The organism is Candidatus Methylacidiphilum fumarolicum (assembly GCF_949774925.1).
GTDB lineage: Bacteria > Verrucomicrobiota > Verrucomicrobiia > Methylacidiphilales > Methylacidiphilaceae > Methylacidiphilum > Methylacidiphilum fumarolicum.
The window spans coordinates 322,712-343,099 of record NZ_OX458932.1; the positions used below are offsets into that span (position 1 = coordinate 322,712).

The window sequence follows — 20,388 nt, forward strand, 5'->3', positions numbered from 1 at the left end:
CTCTTTGAAGAAAGCAATAGGTTTTTCTAGCCGCCTCTTACCCTCTCTCTGGTTTTTTTTCCCAGAAAGGCATCTGCAGTACTTCTAGAGTGGTGCTTAACACCTGCAACCTGGCTAGATAACTTGGGCCTGTTTCCAAGCCATCACTATCCCAGCAATCTTAGGCTTCTTGCGGACTGACTGTAGCGTCACCTCCAATGCCAATAATACTATATAACCACTTTGAGCGTGCAGTCGAATTTGTCTTCTTTAGCAGCTTTATAAAACTTGTGCTTCCTAGGCCAAGGTTGGTTTTTCCTCTGGTTCCAAGGCGTCTGTGCCGGGACTGAATCCAAACTCTCATAGCCTTTCCCAACATCCTCTTTGGAGTGAAGGAATCCCAGGCAATTCCATTAAGAGAGAGGATAGGTGCTCCTTCCATTTCTGAAATTCTAGCTTTAAGCCTAATACATTCAATTCAAAAAACTAGATGGAATCAGTGGAGGCATTTGCATCCTATAGAAAGAGATGGGTATACCAGCGCTAAAAGTTTGGAAACTCTATTCAAGAAATTTTTCCAAGCTTGGATCCTTGGGGATACCAAGACTAAGGGCATCCTGATAATGCCTTTTGGCAAGCTCCTTAGCTGGAGGTCGTTGGGTGGCATAGATGACAGCAAGGTTAAAATGAGCATCCCCATAGTTAGGATCCAATTCAAGCGCTTTTCTTAGCTCTTTTTCTGCTGCTTCCTGCCATCCTTTCTTTGAACAGGCTATTCCAAGATAATTCCTGGTTTTGGGATCGTTAGGGTTGATAACTATTGCTCGAGTCAGTTCGGTGACAGCATTATCAAAAAGCCCTTCCTGGTAATATACAATTCCTAAGATTGAATGAGAAAAGGCGTCGTTGGGGTTAAGTTTTAGAGCCTGTGCTAAGGCGTTTTCGGCTTCTTTGAGTTGTCCTTGCTGATAATAAATTACCCCTAAATTAGCCCAAGCAGTTACACTGTTAGGGAATTTCTCCAGGATTTGATGATACTTTTCTGCTGCCTCTTGATAATGTTGCTCAGAAAAAAGAGTGGAAGCTTCGTCAACAAGCTTTTGAATGTCTGCAGGCAGAGAAGCTTGTAGCTCATTGCTTCCAGCTGAATGGGGTGGATCGGTTTGTGGTTTTGGATCAGACTGAATCGCACTCCCCTCATGGGGAGCCTGATAGGCGACCTGTTGAGTTGCTGGAGGAACAATTGTAGCTGTGTTCTGAACATGATCGCTTGAGGACCCGTCTGGAGATTCAGTCTTAGGCATAGCGTTTGACTGGGCGGTGGGAAGGGACTCCTCTGGAGGTTTGGTGAGCTGGGCTTCAAAAGTAGATTGTTGGATTTCACTTAGATTTGGATTTATAGGCGCTTTGAGTAAAGCTTGTTCTTCTGGAGAAAGGGTGACCACTGGGGAAGACAAAAATTCAAGCTGTTTTTGTAGAAATTTTGAATCGATTTTGAGATTCTGTAGTTCTTCCACAACAAGTCTTTTAGCCGAATCTCTTCGAGCTTGTTCCTGAAGCTGTCTGTTGATAATCCCTCTTAAAATTTCGTTTTCTTTTCTTAAAGACTCGGTATTGGGAGCGTTTGCTAAGTCCCGGGCTGATTCAGCAAGTTTCTGTTGGGCAATCTCTAACTGTGCCTTTAGGGTGCTTGCTGTGTTTCTGAAAACTTCGTTTTCTCTTTCCAAAATAGAAAGTTGTTCCTGTACTCCCTTCAGCTGATCTCGAAGGGCGGCAATCCCCGCCTCGCTATTGCCCGCCTGCAGCGTTCTTATTTTGGCTTCAGCTTGAGCTAGTTTCGCTTTCAAGGAATTGTTTTCCTGGAGAACGGCAGTGATTTTGCTTTCGATGTTGGTTGATTTAAACATCGCCAGCTCTTTTTGTGTAGCTGCAAGCCTATTCCTGAGCATATTAGCTTCGGAAACCGCTTCCTCAAGCTTCATTTTTGTCTGGGATAATTCAGCTTCTAATTGACTAATGCGGTATTTGAGTTTGGGAACCTCTTCATCGGACTTTGAACTTTTGTCGTGTTTAGAAAGAAGACTTTTAATGACATCGTTATTTGATTCCAAAGAGGGTGGCTCGGTTCTGGAAGCATTGAGAGCAGTTAAAACATTTTTTTGAACTTCATCAGGCGTTTTCCCTAGTTTCTGGCCAAGAAGACTCAGTTTGTCTTTAACAAAATTAATACGGAAATTCAGAATCCCAGGTTCCCATTCTGGAAAATTTTTTTTCAACAATTCTAGCCGCTTACAACATTCGGTATACCTTTGGAAGGCTCCGGCTATCTCTCCTTTTTTTTCCATCTGCTCCGCTTCTTGTAAGGCAAGATAGATGTTCAAAAACTCATCTTGGGGAGGAACAACAGCTAAGCTTCTTGGGCTGAAGATATAGGATGATAGCAGTAAAAATAGCCAAAGAACCAGTCTGTCAAGCCGCATGGTTGCCAATTTATTTTCGCTTTTCGTTTAAAAGTCAATACGTTTTGATTGGAATTCAGGTCATAAGGTTTTACTCTATAAAAAGTAAAAATGTTTAAAAAAATATCGTTTTTCTTTGGATTAATACATTTTTTTTACATAATAAGGCCTTAAAACATGGATAGTTTTGTTAAAACTAGCGAAAAGAGTTTTTATGGATTATCCAAGGAATAGGTTAGAAACGATTATTGCTTCTAAAAAAGAAGAAATAAAGAAGCTATTGCCTTTGCAGGCGAAGATGGAAAAAGAGCTAGCCAATCGGCCTTTCTCCAAACCCACTTTTTCCTCCGCTTTGGTCCATAGGAAAAGGTTAGGATTGATCGCTGAATTTAAAAGGGCTTCCCCATCAGCAGGACCAATCGCTCCAACCAAAGATCCTGTGACGCAAGCCATAAAGTATCGTAAAGGCGGGGCCGACTGTCTAAGCGTGCTTACTGATTCAAAATTTTTTAATGGCTCTTTGGAAGATTTTAAGAAGATTAGACAAAAGGTGACTCTTCCAATGCTGCGTAAAGATTTTATCATTCATGAAGTGCAGGTTCTAGAGAGCCTACTTATCGGGGCTGATGCATTGCTGCTGATCGTTGCTGCCCTACCGTGGAAGCATTTTTTAAGACTCTATAGCTTTTGCCGGAAGCTTGGAATGGAAGTTTTGGTAGAAGTACATGACGAAGAGGAGATAGATAAAGCTCTTGAAGCCGGAGCAGAGATTATTGGAATTAATAATAGAGATTTAAGAACATTCTCTGTGGATTTGAGGACTACCAGAAGATTGCTTCCCAGGATTCCAGAAAATAAAATTGTAGTTAGCGAAAGTGGGATAGAAACCAGTGATGATCTTTCTGACTTAAGGATAAGGGGAGTCGATGCGGTGCTGATTGGAGAATTTCTCATGCGACAAGAAAATCCTGAGACTGTCATTCCAGAATTTTTTGCTCCTTCTTCTTTCCCAAAAGGCACAAGGAAAAGCACGTTTTTTTAGGTCCGGCAACTGGGCATCTATGAGCTTGAGTTTCTTTGGGGATTCTTCGAAAGTCTGGATTAAAATATGCGGTATAACTTCTCTAGAAGATGCGCTTATGGCGGTGGAGTTTGGCGCAGATGCTCTAGGTTTTGTCTTTTATCCCAAAAGCCCTAGATATCTAACAGTTGCCTCAGCTGCCAAAGTGATGCTTCGGCTTCCCCCTAGGATTGTGAAAGTGGCTGTCGTTGTTAATCCAAGCCAAGAACAAATAGAAGCCCTTGAAAAAGAACTGCCCATCGATCTTTGGCAGCTGCATGGAGAGGAAGACAGCAAGGCGGATTGCTGGCAATGTAGAAACATCATTAAGGCTCTAAGACCTCCCTTCGAAAGGAAAATGGATCTATGGGAGGAAATCGTTCATGCTTTTCTTTTGGATTCCAAATCTGAACAATGGGGTGGGTCCGGTATCCCTTTTGACTGGAAAGAGGCTGCAGCACTACAACGGCATTCTCAAAAACCTTTTATACTTGCCGGAGGCCTGAATCCGGAGAATATTCAAAAAGCACTCTTAGAAGTCAAGCCTTTTGGAGTGGATGTTTCCAGTGGAGTGGAAAGCTATCCAGGGAAAAAAGACAAAAAGAAACTGTCAGAATTTATAGAAATATGCAAAAAAGAGAGACTTTTTCATTAAAGCTTCCAGATTCTTTGGGCTATTTTGGTCCGTATGGCGGACGCTTTGCTCCGGAATCCTTGATGGAAGCCTTGCTCGAGCTTGAAGACGCTTATAAAAAGGCCCAAACAGATCCTCATTTCAAGGAAGAACTCGATGAGCTTTTAAAAAATTATGCCGGTAGACCCACTCCCTTATATTATGCCAAAAGGCTTTCTTCGATGCTTGGGGATAAAAAAGTCTACCTCAAAAGAGAAGATCTGCTGCATACTGGAGCTCATAAAATCAACAATACACTAGGGCAGGTCCTTCTAGCTAAACGGATGGGGAAGAAACGGATTGTGGCAGAGACAGGAGCTGGTCAACATGGTGTAGCTACAGCCACTGCTTGTGCACTCTTTGGGATGGAATGCCGTATTTACATGGGTGAGGTGGATATGGAAAGGCAAGCTCTGAATGTTACCCGCATGCAAATGCTTGGAGCAGAAGTCTATCCTGTTAGAGTTGGGCAAAAGACTTTGAAAGAAGCTATTAATGAAGGGATGAGGGATTGGGTGATCAATTTGCGTACTACCCATTATGTCCTTGGATCGGCTTTGGGGCCGCATCCTTTTCCAATGATCGTAAGGGATTTCCAAAAAGTGATTGGGGAAGAGTGTCGGGCGCAGTTTTTTAAGCAAGAGGGGAGGCTTCCAGATGTGGCCATTGCCTGTGTGGGAGGAGGGAGTAATGCCATAGGCTTTTTTTATGGTTTTTTGTCTGATCCGCAGGTTCGGCTTATTGGGGTAGAAGCGGGAGGCAATGGAGAAGCCCTAGGCGAGCATGCTGCCCGTTTTGCTTCTGGAAAACTAGGCATATTCCATGGGACAAAAACTTTTGTGCTACAAGATGAAAATGGGCAGATCGCCTCCACGCATTCAGTGTCCGCCGGGCTGGATTATCCAGCAGTGGGTCCAGAGCATGCTTTTTTAAGAGATCATTTGAGAGTTGAATACACGAAGGTTTCGGATGCAGAGGCTTTGGAGGGTTTTTTCTTGTTGTCTCAGACCGAAGGAATATTGCCAGCACTGGAAAGTGCGCATGCGGTAGCCTACTGCTTGAAACTCTGCCGTGAGCTTCCCAAAGGAGCCATCGTGGCCGTTAATCTTTCTGGAAGAGGAGATAAAGACGTCAATCAAATCGCAGCCCTCCAAAATAAAGGCCAAAAAGGCTGAAACTAAGCATTTGGAGAAATTTCCCATCCTTCTTAGGCAACTGTGTGTTTTAACAAGCATAGAAGGCTATAGGTTCTACGGTTAAATTCCATCGAAAAGAAGCTTTTGAATACGTCTCTTTGATGAGAGTAAAGAATAGTGATTATTATTGCGATGCCAATCTAGTTATGAATAGACCTGGCGAACATCTATTCGCCAAAGAAGTTTGCCATGCTGATCGGTCGGAGCGTAAGCACGCAGTAGCAAAAAGTGATGAGGCCACCGCATAAGCGCCGACACAAAAGTCTCTAGTGCCAGGCAAAAGGAAGGATCTAAGGGCTCAGTGGGAAGCTCTGGCAAGATTTTGTCTGGCCCAGGATAAAACGGTAACCGAACGGCTGGGGGATTGAAAGCAAGCAGACGAAACTACAAGAGAAAGAATTTTCTTGCGTTTAGGGGAGATAATTAAGAGATCAGACTAATACTGTCCAGCTCCTCTGGAGAATGAAACGGTCTTGTTAATCCTGAATCATCCCGGTACAAAACCAAGGCGGAAAGAACGTACCTGGGGCAGGCGTGAGCAAGTCCCTAGGATGTATGTTTTTAGGAACAGTAAAGAAACCGGTCTTTATGTGGCGCTAAGCTATCCTGACTATCAAAAATAAAAGGCAGGGGATCTGATGGATAGGAAATATAAAATTTAGCAGTAAAAAATTTTAATTCGTTCCGCTCTTTGTTGTAAGAAAAAAAACAGTGTATGCTGAAGATTTTCTTTATTTTGCGATTGAATTTTGAATATTTTTTTTAATGCAAAAGTTTTTTCGAAGAGAAGGAATTTTATTTGTAATATCAGCTCCTTCTGGAGCAGGGAAAAGCACTCTTTGTACTAATTTAAGGAAAAGCCCAGACTTCATCTTTTCCATATCCTGTACGACTAGGCCGCCTCGGGTAGGAGAAGTGAATGGAGAAGATTATTTTTTTTTAACTGAGGAAGAGTTTTTGCAAAAGCTATCGGCTCAGGAATTCCTTGAGCATGCTAAGGTTCACGGTCATTACTATGGAACGTTGAAGAGCACCGTAATCGATGCATTGAAAAACGGTACAGATGTCCTATTGGACATAGATGTTCAGGGTGCCAGGCAGATCCGGCAAAGTAATGATCCCCTATTAAGAAATGCATTAGTCGATGTCTTTATCATGCCTCCGACTATTGAAGAGCTGGAAAGAAGGTTAAGGAAGAGAGGAACAGAAACCGAAGAGGAGCTGGCCATTCGGTTGAAAGCAGCCAGGGAAGAAATGAAACTTTGGCCTGAATTTAAATACACCATTCTTAGTGGTTCGATGGAAGAAGATTTAACAAAATTTAGAGCGATCATGCGTGCTGAGCGTTATCTGAGCCGTAGACTCACATTGATTGAAGCACCTTTTTGAGATTTACTATTAAGAATAAAAGGCGTTTTTTTCATTTGAAACACTCCGTTTCTACGAAGCGTACAGGCAGCAGCTAGGTCAATAATTAGATGCAATAATTAGATGCTATAAAAAGCGTAGTTAATGAAGAACATAAAAGATTCACAAAAATTTTAGTGGTTCTCTTTTATTATGCTTTGATTTTAGTGGTTATGTCCTACTATACAGAAAAAGTCCACCGCGTAAGATAGTTCTTTCTATGAGCCAAGAGAAAACCATGGATTCTTTTTCAATAGTTCTTGGTGTGAGTGGATCGATTGCGGCTTTTAGGGCTGTGGAGCTAGCAAGTGTTCTCTCTAAGGAAGGCTATATGGTGGATGCTGTTCTTACTCCAGCAGCCACTCAATTCATTAAACCGCTTTCTTTTGAGTGCCTGACACACCGGAAAGCGTATACAGATGAGATGCAGGAAAACTTACTCAATGGCAGACCACTTCATATCGAACTAGCTCAGAAGGCAGGACTCATTCTTCTTGCTCCAGCTACTGCCAATATTATCGCAGAGTATGCCCTAGGGCTAGCGCCCAATCTGTTGACCTCCCTCTTGCTTGCAACCGTTGCCCCCGTATGGATTGCTCCAGCTATGAACGTTCAGATGTGGCGGCATCCTGCTGTACAGCAAAATGTGCAGACATTGAAGCAAAGGGGGGTGGAATTCATTGGTCCAGAGGAGGGAGAGCTTGCCTGTGGGGATTATGGTATGGGTAGGTTATGGCCTGTGGAGGAGATCTGCCTGAAAATTATGAAAAAGTTTCCTTTGAAAAGCATGAATAGAAAGGCTTTGAATAGATGAACCAAGGACAAAACAATGAATCCTTTCCTCTTGTAGGAGTCGTTATGGGCAGTCGATCCGACTGGCAGACAATGAAGGCGGCTGTCGATATCCTGGAAGAGTTTTCCGTTAGGTGTGAAAAAAAAATTGTATCGGCCCATAGAACACCTGAGCTTCTCAGGACCTACGGACTGAGCGCGGCCAAGAGAGGGATTCGAGTAATAATTGCAGGAGCCGGAGGGGCTGCGCACCTGCCTGGTATGATTGCTTCTTATACGAGGTTGCCTGTCCTTGGGGTACCCATTGAGAGTAAAGTGCTTCGTGGAGTGGATTCGCTCCTTTCAATCGTTCAAATGCCATTTGGGATACCGGTAGGCTGTTTAGCGATTGGAGAAAGTGGGGCAAAAAATGCGGCTTTATTGGCCGTTTCTATTTTGGCCTTAGAGGATAAGCAGTTAGCTGAAAAGCTAGAGGCATTCCGGGCAGAACAAACTAGAAAAGTCCTTGAGGAATCTTTGTGATGGTTTATGAAAGAAATTTTGCCAGGAGCAGTGATTGGTATTCTTGGAGGCGGCCAGTTAGGAAGAATGGCCGCGATGGAGGCTAGAAGGCTTGGCTATGGAGTGGTGATCTATGATCCTGATCCTTTTTGTCCAGCGGCAGCTATTGCTGATAAGCATTGGATTGGGGGATACGATGACATCGATAAATTAATGGATTTTGCTGCTGCTGCCGATGTGCTTACCTACGAATTTGAAAATATTTCTTCTTTAGCCCTAAGAAAACTCGAAGAAGAATCGCTTCTTTTCCCATCTGCAGCTGTGCTTGAAATATGCCAACATAGGGTTCGTGAAAAAGAGTTTTTATCCAAACGCGGCTTCCCTACGGTTTCTTACAAGGTGGTGAATAGACCCGAGGAATTAGGTTCTGTAGCAGCTGAACTTGGTTTCCCGTCGATTCTAAAGACCGCGCAGCTTGGCTATGATGGAAAAGGACAGGTTTCTTTGTCATCCATTGAAGATTGTTTTTTAGCATGGGAGAATATAGGAAAACCAGATGTAGCCTTGCTTGAAAAAAGGGTTGAGCTTCTTGCTGAGTTTTCTGTTATTATTGGCCGGGATCATAAAAAGAATGTTTCTTTTTTCCCAATTCCACGGAATTTCCATAAGAAAGGAATTTTAGACTTTACAATTATTCCTTCGGGCTTAGGAAAAAGGTTGGAAAAGGAAGCCATGGAGATTGCTTTCGAAATAGCTTCTGCTTTGGACTTAATCGGGCTTTTGGCTGTGGAATTCTTTTTGACTGAGAACGAGGATATTCTAGTCAATGAATTGGCGCCTAGACCTCATAATTCAGGGCACTTTAGCCTGGATGTCTGCATAACAAGCCAATTTGAACAGCTGCTAAGAATCATCTGTAATCTTCCTTTGGGTGAAACCACTGCCAGATGTAATGGGTGCATGCGTAATCTATTGGGAGACTTATGGCGGGGAGACAATCAGCCGAATTGGGCAGAATTGTTAAAACTGCCCGGTTTAAAACTGCATCTTTATGGGAAGAAACAGCCTCGAGTGGGAAGAAAGATGGGCCATTACTGTATAGTTGGAGAGAAGGTTGAGGATATTTTAGCTTTGGATAAACAAGCTTTACAAATTCTGGAAAACAATTTGGCTCAAGACTAGTGGATGCTTAGAGCTTAACAGGAAACTATCCTCCGGCTGTTACGCGGACAAGCTCAAGCCTATCATTTGGTTGGAGAATAGTCTGCTCATATTCTTTTTTTAATAGAGCGTTTTTATTTAACTCAACAAAAACAATGTTCTGATCGAGATTCAATTGTTTGAGAAGCAGTAGAACGGAGGTGTTTTTTGGCACAGAAATAAGCTGACCATTCACTGTAATTTGGATTTGTTCAGGCATGATTCCCAATCCTTCCATACAGGCTCATAGCCCATTTTTTTGAGAACGGTAGCAATTTCTTTAGCATCTCTTCTATCACTTATTTCGAATTGTTCGGTGGCTTTAGCCACTTTTTTTTCTTCTTCACAGAGTGCTATTACTTTTCCTTTAGAACCTCTGTGTAGAGCGTGGATTCCGGCCAAAGTATAGCCTCCTGGTTCTGTTCTGGAACCAGCACTCATCGCCGTGATTCCAAATGGGATCAATCTTTCTCTAAATGCGGGCTCTTCCCTAGTAGAAAGAACAATGCCAACTTGAGGGAAGCAGACACGGAAGGCGCACATAAAATGGAAAATATCCCGATCACCCAATGGATAAGGAGGGGTGAACCCGCCGGCTGCGGGCCGAAGCCGAGGCAAAGAAATGGTAAGATAGGCACGCCAACATTTTTTCAAAAGATAAGAGCAGTGTGCAGCCAGACAAAGTGCTTCTTCTTTCCATGGAGCCAGCCCAAAGAGTGCTCCTATGCCTAATCTTCGTGCACCGGCAGCATACGCTCTTTCCACTGATTCGAGTCTCCAGAAAAAATCTTTTTTGGGACCAAAACGATGGTATAGGCTATAGAGTTCAGGATTATAAGTTTCTTGATAAACAACTACCCCTTCTACTCCTGCTTCTATCATTCTTTCGTACTCAGCAGTCTCTAAAGGCGCAACTTCTATAGCGATTGACGGAAAGAGAGGACGAATTTTGGTTACACACTCTTCTAGATAACTTAAAGAGACAAATTTTGGATGTTCTCCAGCCACAAGGAGGATCGAACGAAAGCCTTCGTTCCAAAGATACGTAGCCTCTTGAAGAACTTCTGATGGAGTAAGGGTAAGCCTCAAAATCGAGTTGTCCCTGGAAAAACCACAATAGGAACAGCTATTAATGCATTCGTTGGAAAGATAAAGAGGGGCATAAAGCCGCAAGGTCTTCCCGAAATAAAGTTGAGTAATTCTTTTGGCTTCCAGAGCAAGCGCCTGCAGTTCATCATCGGTTTTTGGTAAAAGAAGCTTCCAGAATTTCGATAAAAGCCGATCGTTGGCTTGTGAATAAAAGGGGAGTTTACGCAAACTAGGAAAAGTCATGGATATAAATCTAATAAAATAAAAATGGAAACAAAAGCAAGGTCTATAACGCACACTCCTAGCGCCATCACTACGGGTTATGGTTTGAGTGTTGGATAGCTACTCCATGAGCAACTTTTGCCATAGTCCATTTCGGATAATTTCTTTTTGGAACTGGAGGCACCGGTGAATCTTCTGGCTAACTATCTCAAAAGCACAAAAGCGGCATCGACTAATATTAAGGCTACCCCAGATCATTCCATAATGGGTAGGCGATGACGTATGCAACCGCCGAGTATTTTTCTTTCATTAGGCAGCTAGAGTAAAGGTACTCCCCCTAGCTTTCTAGCATCGTAGGATTCTTGGCTAGCAGACTTAGCTAAAACGTTGGCATAGAAAATAAGCTTGTCGTTTTGTTAAACACTCTTCTTTACCATGACGATTACTCTAGGAAGAGGGAGGTCAGGATTCACTTCGCTAGGTTTGATCAACTGAAAGCCACTTTCTTTTAGTTTTTCTAAAATTTGAAAGGCGATTGGAGTAGGTTTGGTTTCATTAGTGAGAGCCTGAGACAAAGTCATGTTGGCTTGCTCGGCTGCTTCTTTTTCTTTCTCTGTTAAGGGAATGCTAGCGTAAAGAGGCAAAGAAAAAATAAATTTGGCAGCTGGTTTCAAAGCCATAAAGATTTGATCGAAGATTGGGTTATTATCATAGCTAAAAGTTTCAGGAAGCGCTCCAACCCCAATGTCAAAAGATTCACTAGGTAGTGGCTCATGACTTTGCAGTTGTAGAGTTGGACTAGAAAAGGCTTCTTTACAACCTGACAAAATCTCTTGCATTGGTTTAGATAAGCCAAGGAGGAGAAGTTTTGTTTGTTGTAGGCTTTCGGTTGCTTCTTTTAAAGATTTGGCGGGAAGATTCAGTTCTTCAATTAATTTATTACTTAATTCAAAATCTAATTCTTTTGAATGGCAATAGGGACAAAGGATCTGATCATGGCTGGGCGTGGAAGAGATTTTGATTGGCAACTCTTTGCCACAGACTGGACAGGGAGGGTTGTTTGAAGCTTCTCTAAGCAGCAAATTCGGGCGCATCCGAGATCCAATTTTGAGAATGGGTCGAGAGAGCCTTCCTTCTTTTCTTCCTTGAATCAAAAAATGGGAAAGGGGATTTAATTGTTGTTCAGCTACTTCTGGATACTGTTCTAAGTAATATTGGGTATCAAAGTAAGGGCTAGGATTTTTCCTGTTGATCGCCCCTTCTTCTATATAATGAATGAGTGGATTGATATTTTGCTGTGTCACCTCTGGGTTTTGTTTGATGTAGAAAGCTGTGTCGAAATAGGGATTGGGATTGAGATCGGCCATATAGCCTTCCCTGATATAATGCCGTAAAGCCTCTTCTTTAGGGACATCAGGAGCCTGGAGAACATAAAAATCAGGGTCAAAAAGATTGAGTTGAAGCACCTTTTCAAACAGCTTGTTTTCTTCTCTTGCTTTTGGATTAAAAAGACAGGCAAAAAAAGAGTTCTTCTTGGCTGTTTTTCGATACATTTTACATTGTTGCTCTAATCTTTTAGCATCCAAGCAGTTTATTCTACGAATTTCTTCAATCAATCGATTCTGATAGGTATGAAATTCTTTTTCTAGGTTGGATAAATGGAGTTGTGTCTTTTTTAGGCTTTCTGCAGAATCGAATGGAGTCGGCTCTTTTTCAATAACGACTTTGAGTTGTTCGATAGTAGAACTTGTTTTTGGAGTCTTGATTGGGCTTTGTATACTACTGACTGTTTTTTCTTGGGCACTCAGTTGTTTTATTTTGTTGAGCTCTTCTTCTTTTTGTTGTAAGGCTTCTTTTTCTTTTTGCAGGAGCTGTAGTTGCTCATTCAGAATCTTGAGCTGATGATCCTGTTCAGAAAGAAATTCCTTTAATGAGTTGAAAGTAAGGGATAGATCCAGTGGTTCTTCTAAGGGGAGCTTTGTGAGAACAGAAAGATTGCGGCAGAACTCTTTTTCTTTTTCTTCCAAGTCTTTTATTTTTTCAGCAAGCTCAGTAGCTTCTTTTTCTTTTTCTTTAAATTGAATTCTTAGGATTGCACTTTCCTGAATATTGGTCTCCAGCTCCTTTATTTTTCTAGAAAGATTTTCTTTTTCTTTTCTTAATTTTTCATTTCTTACAATGGCTTCGATTCCTTCTCCAAGTCGCATAAAAAAAGAACGAACGACATCGATCTCTTCTTTTTTAAGATCGAACAAAGGTTTTAAAGGCTCAGCTATTTCTTTGCCTACGGCCAGGACACCAAGTCCATAGCCATGCAGAAAATGGAAGTAGGGATAGGATTCTTTTATTTCTTCCCAATACAACCAGCTTCCATAGTCTTTTCCCCGGGCATTGGTGCCATGGAGGAGAACAATGCCTCGGTCACTCATCTTCGGCAGCCATTTTTCGAAATTATGACGAACGGAAGGATAGGTTGAAGATCCATCGATATGCAGGAGGTCTATGGAGCCATCTTTGAAAAAGTCCAGTGCGTCATCGAAGCTAGTGGACAGGAGTTTTGAAAAAGAACCGTAGCGAGGATAATGATAAGCTTCGAGCAGTTCTTGCTCTTCTTTTTCTACCGGAGGCGTATTTTCATCCCCATTCCAGTGATCAATGCCATAACAGGCGGTGGGATAGTGTAAATATTTAACGGCCTGACAAAAAGCACAGTATGAGTCAAGTTTATAGAGACCAATTTCAACGAAGAGCTGGGGTGCAGCAGCGGCTGTCACCCAAAATGCAAAAGGGATGTGGCTATGCCAGGCCGAATCAGGGGTGAGTCTTTCAGGATAAAGAGAAAGGATAGGATGACAAAATGGGTTTAAAGTATTCGCAGTCATGAAAGCAACACCGCTATTTTTTTAATTCATAATAATCGGGTGAGGCAAGTCTATATGCGAATTTTTTTAAATCAACAAAGTGTGCAAAACTGAATTTTGACAAAGGCTTATGGAGATAACAATACTGGACAGTGGAGCTTCCGCAGTAAGGACTTCAAAGTGACTTTTTTCAAGCCGATTCCAGTCATAGAAAAAATCAGCAAACCTATTTTTTCTTCAGCAATAGTAGAGACAAGAGCCATTGGATCTTTCCCTAAGCCTTCAATAACGGAAAGTTGAGCCATGTCGCTAGCCAGCTCTTCGATGTAATTTTTTTGGGTAGAGGACAGGCTCCCATTGAAGACAAAGAGTGTCAGCGCGCCGTTAAACTTTTTTGCGAGGTTTGCGGCAAAAGTAAGAATGGGAAGGAAATCTTTGGAAGGATTGATCAATACTCCAAAGGGTGGTTCCAGGGGTTTGTCGGATGGAAGGAAAAGCACGGGTTTTTTGGCTTCTTCTAGCAATTGAAAAAGGGGGTCTTCATAAAAAGATAGAAAATTAGAAAAGGGTCCTTTTTGAGAGACGATGATGAGATCACAGTTTTTTGCTGCTTCGATGAGTTCCATCCAGAGGAAACCTCGAGCGGTCTGAAAGGACCAGGGAATGTTGAGTTCTTTGGCAATGGCTGCTATTTGTTGTTCCATTTGGTTTGCCATTGTTCGAAATCTTCTAAGAAGGGATTCAGGTTCTAAGGATCTTGTTAGAGCTGAATGGATCTCTGTTTCAAAGGCAAAAGGCAGAGAGCTAAGTCTTAGAAGATTGAGATCCTCAATGAATAGACCTAAAAGTTCTGCTCTAAACTTTGAGGCCAGCAAGGCTGCCATTCTAAGTGAAAACGGCACATTTTCGAAAAGAAGGATTTTACTTATCATTTTTTTCTTCTGCAGCTATGCTCGCAGCTTTTTGGTCTGGAGAAGTAAATTTTTGAGCCCGTTTCGCAAATTGGGATAGCTTTGCTTCAACCTTTCCATTGATACTTTCTGGCGGATATTTTCCTTGAGCGTCCCTCTCTCCGGCCGGTATTCCAGTAAGAATTTCCATCGCCTCATCAATTGTTTTCACCGCATATATCTTAAAGAGTCCTTTTTCCACAGCTTCCAGTACCTCCTCTTTCAAAACGAGGTGTTGAAGGTTGGACGAGGGGATAATGACCCCATTGTTCCCATCGAATCCCCTGACAGAGCAGGTGTCAAAGAACCCTTCAATTTTTTCATTCACCCCTCCAATGGCTTGGATTTCTCCAAGCTGATTGATTGACCCGGTAATAGCAATGGATTGATAAATGGGATACTCGGAAAGGGCAGAAAGAAGAGCACATAGTTCCGCTGCTGAAGCACTATCCCCTTCTACAAGGGAGTAGGATTGTTCGAAAGCAAGTGTGGCACTTAGCGATAGAGGTTCCTCTGGCAAATACCTGCCTGCCAGAAGACCAGAAAGAATAAGAACTCCTTTCGAATGGATAGGACCACTTAATTTGACTTCTCTTTCTATATCAATGACATGCCCGTTGCCAAATCTAACTCTGGCGGTGATTTTTGTTGGATAGCCAAACATAAAATTCCCCATATCTATTACGGCTAGCCCATTGACTTGCCCTACCTTCCTTCCTTTGGTCTCAACGAGTAGGATTTGGCGCTGGATCGACTCTTTTAATTGTTCCTCTACCCGGTTGATCCTTTTATAAGAAGATATAATAGCGGATTGCACATGTCCTGCAGAAATTAATGGAGCATTTTCTTTTTTTCTCCAGTACTCACTTTCTTCTAAAAGATCGAGGATTTTTCGTATATTTAGGGAAAATTTCTTTGCATCCTGAGAAAATCTCAAGCTCTGCTTAACAATCAGCCGTAGTGCCGACTTTTCGAGTGGAGCTATGCCCTGGCTTTGGCAGAGGGAAGCAATTAGTTGACAGTAGGGAAGAAGATTTTGAGGAGAGGCATCGAATTCTTCGCTGAAATCAGCGGTGATTTTGAAGAGGTCTTTGAACTCAGGGTCAAATTGATAGAGCAGGTAATAGATCAACCGATCACCGATCAGGATAACCTTTAGATTTAAAGGAATAGGTTGTGGTTCTAAGGATACCGTGCTCAATAATCCCAAAGCTTCTCCTAAAGGCTCTATTTTAATCTGTTGGCTGCGTAAGGCCCGTTTTAGTCCTTCCCAAGAATAGGGATGAGAAAGAACCCGTAAAGCATCCACAATAAGATAGCCTCCATTGGAACGGTGTAAGGCTCCCGGACGTATCAGTGTGAAATCAGTGAGGAGGGCGCCCATTTGAGCGATATGTTCAATTCGGCCGGTGAGGTTTACAAAGGTAGGATTATCTTCGAAGACGATGGGGATGCCTTTGGATTTAGAATGATCAATGATAACGTTGACCTTATAGCGCCTAAGAAAATATTCCATCGATTGGCTTGGTCCAGACATACCAGGAATGGGAGGGCCCTCAGATTCCCGAGGCAGACGGAAATTTTCAGCGTTTTTTAAGACATCTTTTTGGATTTCCTCCAGATGAAGTAACACCGCCTCCATTTTTTTGTATTTAGCTTTCAGCTCCTCAAACAAACTGGAAACTAACCCCTGAATATAACTCCGGTTGAGTTCTCGCAATTTGTTCTGAGCTTCTTTCCTCCACTTTGGAATCTGTCTGAGAATAGCCGTGAGTTCTTCTTGCAGCTTTCGAATGGCTGCTTCTATCCTTCTTTTTTCTTCTTCAGGCAACGCGTTGTATTTCTCTGGATCAAGAACTTCTCCCCCCTTAAAAGGAGCAAAAGCAATGCCAGCTGGTGTCTGCAGAAGGGCGATCCCTTCTTTTTGAGCCCTTTCCCTAAGTTGATTAAGGGCTTCTTCCCGCCGATCAAGAAATTCTTGTTCAATTTCTTGAGCTCTCGTTCTATATTCGTCGCTTTCAAAGATAGAGGGAATTCCTATCTTCAGATCGTCGACAACTCTAGCCATATCTTCAGCAAATTCTGAAGCTTTCCCAGCTGCAAACGCTAAGGCTTTGGGCTTGTTTTCCTCTTCAAAATTAAACACGTAACACCAATCAGAAGGCAAAGGCCCCGTTGCAGCGCGTTCTTGCAAAATCTTTTCTAAAAAAGCTTTTTTACCTATTCCAGGAGGTCCCATGACAAAAATGTTATAACCCGGTTTAGAAACGGATAAGCCAAAGTCAAAGGCATCATAGGCCCTTTGTTGTCCAATGAAATGGATCCCAACAGGAATCTCTGCGGTTGACTCATAGGGAATGTGTTGAAAATCTAACTGTATGTCTATTTGTTCTCTAGTAAGGGGGGCTGGTGAAGACATAATGGCTATTCAATAGATTCAATGCGTGTAAAAGAAAGACAAAAATCATAAAAATTTTTTGCTTTTTACCTTTTCTCGATTGGTTTTTTTCATTATTAAGTATCATGCTTAAATCAAGAGAAATACAAAAGCTTAGTTTTATCTTTTTTAGTCTTCTTCTTTTGAGCTCGCCGGTTCTAGCCAAAACGAGTTTTTTTCCTGCTCCGAAGCCGGAACGGCATGGCCCCGGGAGTGTTCGATCAAAACCTCAAATCCTCTCCCTTGTGATAGATGGGAAAACAGTCCCTGTTGATGTCTGGGTTGACTCTCAGCCTAATTATCCTTACCGGGTTTTGGGATTGATTGAAACCAATAGGCAACGGAAGCATGCGGCCAGGGTGGCCGTTGAACATGGAGCCGATGGGATCATTTTGCTAAAACGCCAAGAACTCCCTTATGTTCCTAGATGGGTTGGTAGACATCGGGGAACCCTGAGGTTCAGCGAGTTTCGCTATTGGTGGGCTATAAAAAAATAAGAAAATCCATTTTGGATCCTGAAAAACACTGTCACCTAAAAAGGCAATAAAGCCAGCAAGCAACCTCCCTCTATAATTCTTCTTTTTGCTTCATTCTTAACGATAGGTAGCCAAGCTCATCACCAGAGAGGCAAGCTACCCATTCTATTTAAGAAAGAATATAGGCGTCCCCTTTCGCATCGGAAGCAAGCATTCAAAGCCTTTTTCTTTTTAGAAAATTTTGTTCTTTTGCAACTGCTAGATCAGCTTCTGCTCTGTCTCATTGACACCAATTGAGTCTACCTGTCTCTGGGCCTTGAACCTACTGTTAATTATAGGTTCAAAGACTAAAGAGTTTCTTATTTTTTGAAGAATATTAGAAAAAAATTAATAATTTTATTTTTATATAAACTTTTTTACAAAATCTATTGATAAAATTTATTGACTTTTATTTTAAAAAAAAAAATTATATTATCATGGAAAATGATAATGACTTTATTTTTCAGAAAATCCAGGGAGCAGATACAGTAGAACTCAATCCGAATCACTTACTGACGCTCTTAAAAGTCATACGAGAAAAAAGTGTTACACGGGTAGCGGAGCTCTTAAATCTTGGCCAACCAGCGATTTCTGCTAGGCTTCGGCAACTTAATATGGCTGTCGGCGAGCCTTTATACCGTAGAAAAGGGCATGAAGTGGTTCTTACTCCTGCTGGCGAAGGGTTAATGGTATTTGCCGTTGCCCTTGAAGAGAATATGAAAAAAGCCGAAGGATATATCCGAAGGTTAAGAGGATTGTACGCTGGTACCTTGCGTATTGGGGCTACGGTGACTGCGTCTAATTATTATATTCCACTTTCTTTGGTAGAATTTCAAAAAAAGTTCCCAGGTATTCGTATTTCTGTTGAAACTGCGCCAACGCATGAGCTTTTCCGTAGAATGAGTGATTTGGATTTGGGTTTTGTAGAAGATCCTATTGAGGAGGAAGTCCCTGAGACTTTTCAAATTAAAAGATGGTGGAAGGATCAGATTGTGTTGATTTACTGGAAGGATCATCCAAAGGCGGACCGGTGGAAAAATGGGGTAATGCTAGAAGAACTGATTGATTATCCAATTATATGGAGGGAACCTGAATCGGGAGTAAGGAAAACGATTGAAAGAGAAATAGAAAAAAAGGGATTACGATTTAAGTTGTGTTTTGAAGTTAGCGGAGCGGATGCGGTAAAGGAAGCGGTCAGAGCAAAGATGGGTATTGGATTTGTAGCTCGGCGTGTACTTGAACATAGCAATTCAGATCTTCTCTTTAGTGAGATCAATCCTCCACACGGAGTAGAATGGTGGATAAACATCATTGAGCCTAACGACAAAATGAAAAGTCGTGCCACTCAAGCGCTTGTGGATCTTTGCATGAAGATGTCCAATAGGATTTCTGAAACTTCCGAGCAGAAAACGAAGAATCATTCACTAAAAAATGCTGTTGGCAAGACTGCTTAAATGCTAAATAGTAGGATGTGAAAGATACTCCTCTAAAAGTTGAGCGTGGATGGCATGGGAGAGCAGCTCTTTCGAATCCCTCAAACCGATTTGATTCGCTCAAGTTAGTCTGGGAAGAGGAATATACAGTAGGTCGGAAGGTACAAAAGACCCTCTTTTATGAAGATCCCACTTCTGAAATTTTATCGTATAACAAAAGCCCAGACTTAGGATTTGAAATTAGCCTTAATCCGTATAGAGGCTGTGAACATGGCTGCATTTATTGTTATGCACGACCGACTCATGAGTATTTGGGTTTTTCTCTAGGGGTAGATTTTGAAAGCAGGATCCTTGTTAAAACACAAGCCCCATTGCTATTGGAAAAAACTCTGCGCTCTCCTAAATGGAAGCCAAGAGTGGTTATGGTCAGTGGGGTCACCGATTGTTATCAACCTTGCGAGGCCCATTTTAAGTTAACCCGAAGTTGCCTAGAGATATTTCTTAAATATCACAATCCAGTCACTCTCATCTCTAAAAGTAGGCTTGTGTGCAGAGATCTGGACATACTGAAAGCTTTAGCAAAAGAAAATCTTCTAAGTGTTTTTCTTTCTATAACAACTCTTGATCCAAAATTAGCAGCTATACTGGAGCCGCGAGCAAGCTCTCCTGCTTTGAGACTTGAAACAATCTCCTCTCTGGCTGCCGCGGGCATCCCCGTGGGGGTAATGGTTGCACCGATTATTCCCGGATTAAATGACTTTGAAATGCCTAAGATTTTGAAGTCAGCTTCCGAAGCTGGAGCTTCCTATGCCGGCTATTCCCTATTGAGGTTGCCATGGGGGGTGCGTGATCTCTTTTTGGAGTGGCTTGCTTACCATTATCCTGAAAAAAAGGAAAAAATCCTCTGTCGAATCAAAGAGTTTAGAGAAGGCAAGCTAACAGATAGCCATTTTGGAACAAGGTTTTCTGGGAGCGGTAAAATAGCCGCTGAATTTAGCCAATGGTTTAGTTGTTTTTTACGCAAAAATAGATTGAACGAAAAACCCATGGCCATTCAACAGCAAAAGCCTGATGCAGAGATGGATTTATTTGAATCCTTATAATTTGCTGTTCCTAAAAACCTACTTGGAGACTTGCTTAGGCCTGTCCCAAGTTCGTTCTCTTCGCCTTGTTTTGGACTGGGATCCTCTGGGATTGCCAAGACCGTTACGTTCTTTGGGGAAGCGGGATAGAATTAGCCTGACCTCTTAACTATCTCCCTCATACGTAAGAAAATTCTTTTTCTTGTAGTTTAGTCCGCTATATTCAAGCCCTCAGTTGTTCGGCGACCGTTTTGCCAGACAAAACCTTTCCAGCGCTTCCCGCTGATTCTTGAGAACCTCCTTTTGCATGGCGCTGAAGACTTTTGTGTAGACGTATGTACGGCGTTCTCATCACATTTTGGCCGATCATACACAGAGAGTCCTTGTGGGGGTATCCCGCCAGTTTGTCTGGGTCCGTTTAGCGAGCAATACTCCTTCCCACTGCCTTGCGCTACTGCCTGCTTAGGCTCCGACTGATCAGTGCGCCCAACTCCTTCGGCAAATAGATGTTCGCCATGCCTCTTTATGACTA

16 protein-coding genes are annotated in these 20,388 nt (G+C 42.3%); 10 read left to right on the forward strand and 6 right to left on the reverse strand.

Going from position 1 to position 20,388, the window contains the following annotated elements:
• Positions 1-539: 539 nt before the first annotated feature.
• Positions 540-2,459 carry a tetratricopeptide repeat protein gene (locus tag QOL44_RS01400; RefSeq protein ID WP_228343253.1) on the reverse strand — a complete coding sequence of 640 codons (1,920 nt, stop codon included), beginning with the start codon at positions 2,457-2,459 and terminating at the stop codon, positions 540-542.
• A gap of 193 nt (positions 2,460-2,652) precedes the next feature.
• Here QOL44_RS01400 and trpC point away from each other — a divergent pair, with 193 nt between their 5' ends.
• The 7 genes from trpC (at position 2,653) to QOL44_RS01435 (ending at position 9,249) form a co-directional block, all read left to right on the forward strand.
• Positions 2,653-3,480: an indole-3-glycerol phosphate synthase TrpC gene (gene trpC / locus QOL44_RS01405; RefSeq protein WP_009060483.1), complete on the forward strand. Its 828-nt coding sequence runs from the start codon at positions 2,653-2,655 to the stop codon at positions 3,478-3,480.
• A gap of 19 nt (positions 3,481-3,499) precedes the next feature.
• Positions 3,500-4,153 (forward strand): phosphoribosylanthranilate isomerase, encoded by a 654-nt coding sequence (locus QOL44_RS01410; RefSeq protein ID WP_009060482.1) that lies wholly within the window; start codon positions 3,500-3,502, stop codon positions 4,151-4,153.
• Entirely contained in the window at positions 4,126-5,346 is a 1,221-nt protein-coding gene (gene trpB, locus QOL44_RS01415) for a tryptophan synthase subunit beta (RefSeq protein WP_009060481.1), read from the forward strand. The genes QOL44_RS01410 and trpB overlap by 28 nt, the downstream gene beginning before the upstream one ends.
• Before the next feature lie 786 nt (positions 5,347-6,132).
• Positions 6,133-6,756 (forward strand): guanylate kinase, encoded by a 624-nt coding sequence (gmk, locus tag QOL44_RS01420; protein ID WP_009060479.1) that lies wholly within the window; start codon positions 6,133-6,135, stop codon positions 6,754-6,756.
• Between the two features lie 256 nt (positions 6,757-7,012).
• A complete protein-coding gene (locus tag QOL44_RS01425) occupies positions 7,013-7,588 on the forward strand; it encodes a flavoprotein (protein ID WP_228343252.1) in 576 nt (191 codons plus the stop codon).
• Positions 7,585-8,088 (forward strand): 5-(carboxyamino)imidazole ribonucleotide mutase, encoded by a 504-nt coding sequence (gene purE / locus QOL44_RS01430; protein ID WP_009060477.1) that lies wholly within the window; start codon positions 7,585-7,587, stop codon positions 8,086-8,088. Before QOL44_RS01425 ends, purE begins: the two co-directional genes overlap by 4 nt.
• Before the next feature lie 6 nt (positions 8,089-8,094).
• Positions 8,095-9,249: a 5-(carboxyamino)imidazole ribonucleotide synthase gene (locus QOL44_RS01435; RefSeq protein WP_009060475.1), complete on the forward strand. Its 1,155-nt coding sequence runs from the start codon at positions 8,095-8,097 to the stop codon at positions 9,247-9,249.
• Between the two features lie 25 nt (positions 9,250-9,274).
• Here QOL44_RS01435 and thiS read toward each other — a convergent pair whose 3' ends face one another.
• From thiS to QOL44_RS01460, 5 genes are all read right to left on the reverse strand, one after another.
• Positions 9,275-9,487, reverse strand: a complete 213-nt coding sequence (gene thiS / locus QOL44_RS01440) for a sulfur carrier protein ThiS (RefSeq protein ID WP_228343249.1) — start codon at positions 9,485-9,487, stop codon at positions 9,275-9,277.
• On the reverse strand, positions 9,460-10,599 hold the full coding sequence (gene thiH, locus QOL44_RS01445) for a 2-iminoacetate synthase ThiH (protein ID WP_009060472.1): 1,140 nt from the start codon (positions 10,597-10,599) through the stop codon (positions 9,460-9,462). Before thiH ends, thiS begins: the two co-directional genes overlap by 28 nt.
• Positions 10,600-10,994: 395 nt before the next feature.
• Complete coding sequence (locus QOL44_RS01450; protein WP_009060471.1) at positions 10,995-13,460, reverse strand: class I SAM-dependent methyltransferase; 2,466 nt, start codon at positions 13,458-13,460, stop codon at positions 10,995-10,997.
• A gap of 107 nt (positions 13,461-13,567) precedes the next feature.
• Positions 13,568-14,371, reverse strand: coding sequence for a universal stress protein (locus QOL44_RS01455; RefSeq protein ID WP_009060469.1), 804 nt, complete (start codon positions 14,369-14,371; stop codon positions 13,568-13,570).
• Entirely contained in the window at positions 14,361-16,808 is a 2,448-nt protein-coding gene (locus QOL44_RS01460; RefSeq protein ID WP_009060467.1) for a Lon protease family protein, read from the reverse strand. The genes QOL44_RS01455 and QOL44_RS01460 overlap by 11 nt, the downstream gene beginning before the upstream one ends.
• Before the next feature lie 104 nt (positions 16,809-16,912).
• On the opposite strand from QOL44_RS01460, the gene QOL44_RS01465 reads away from it, so the two are divergent.
• The 3 genes from QOL44_RS01465 (at position 16,913) to QOL44_RS01475 (ending at position 19,877) form a co-directional block, all read left to right on the forward strand.
• Positions 16,913-17,323 carry a hypothetical protein gene (locus QOL44_RS01465; RefSeq protein WP_009060465.1) on the forward strand — a complete coding sequence of 137 codons (411 nt, stop codon included), beginning with the start codon at positions 16,913-16,915 and terminating at the stop codon, positions 17,321-17,323.
• A 455-nt stretch (positions 17,324-17,778) separates the two neighbouring features.
• Positions 17,779-18,795, forward strand: coding sequence for a LysR family transcriptional regulator (locus QOL44_RS01470; RefSeq protein WP_009060463.1), 1,017 nt, complete (start codon positions 17,779-17,781; stop codon positions 18,793-18,795).
• A gap of 17 nt (positions 18,796-18,812) precedes the next feature.
• On the forward strand, positions 18,813-19,877 hold the full coding sequence (locus QOL44_RS01475) for a PA0069 family radical SAM protein (RefSeq protein WP_009060462.1): 1,065 nt from the start codon (positions 18,813-18,815) through the stop codon (positions 19,875-19,877).
• Positions 19,878-20,388: the final 511 nt, after the last annotated feature.

Coding starts and splice junctions, on each gene's coding strand:
- QOL44_RS01400 (WP_228343253.1), bottom strand. CDS start 2,459: ATGCGGCTTGACAGACTGGTTCTTTGGCTATTTTTACTGCTATCATCC.
- trpC (WP_009060483.1), top strand. CDS start 2,653: ATGGATTATCCAAGGAATAGGTTAGAAACGATTATTGCTTCTAAAAAA.
- QOL44_RS01410 (WP_009060482.1), top strand. CDS start 3,500: ATGAGCTTGAGTTTCTTTGGGGATTCTTCGAAAGTCTGGATTAAAATA.
- trpB (WP_009060481.1), top strand. CDS start 4,126: ATGCAAAAAAGAGAGACTTTTTCATTAAAGCTTCCAGATTCTTTGGGC.
- gmk (WP_009060479.1), top strand. CDS start 6,133: ATGCAAAAGTTTTTTCGAAGAGAAGGAATTTTATTTGTAATATCAGCT.
- QOL44_RS01425 (WP_228343252.1), top strand. CDS start 7,013: ATGGATTCTTTTTCAATAGTTCTTGGTGTGAGTGGATCGATTGCGGCT.
- purE (WP_009060477.1), top strand. CDS start 7,585: ATGAACCAAGGACAAAACAATGAATCCTTTCCTCTTGTAGGAGTCGTT.
- QOL44_RS01435 (WP_009060475.1), top strand. CDS start 8,095: ATGAAAGAAATTTTGCCAGGAGCAGTGATTGGTATTCTTGGAGGCGGC.
- thiS (WP_228343249.1), bottom strand. CDS start 9,487: ATGCCTGAACAAATCCAAATTACAGTGAATGGTCAGCTTATTTCTGTG.
- thiH (WP_009060472.1), bottom strand. CDS start 10,599: ATGACTTTTCCTAGTTTGCGTAAACTCCCCTTTTATTCACAAGCCAAC.
- QOL44_RS01450 (WP_009060471.1), bottom strand. CDS start 13,460: ATGACTGCGAATACTTTAAACCCATTTTGTCATCCTATCCTTTCTCTT.
- QOL44_RS01455 (WP_009060469.1), bottom strand. CDS start 14,371: ATGATAAGTAAAATCCTTCTTTTCGAAAATGTGCCGTTTTCACTTAGA.
- QOL44_RS01460 (WP_009060467.1), bottom strand. CDS start 16,808: ATGTCTTCACCAGCCCCCCTTACTAGAGAACAAATAGACATACAGTTA.
- QOL44_RS01465 (WP_009060465.1), top strand. CDS start 16,913: ATGCTTAAATCAAGAGAAATACAAAAGCTTAGTTTTATCTTTTTTAGT.
- QOL44_RS01470 (WP_009060463.1), top strand. CDS start 17,779: ATGGAAAATGATAATGACTTTATTTTTCAGAAAATCCAGGGAGCAGAT.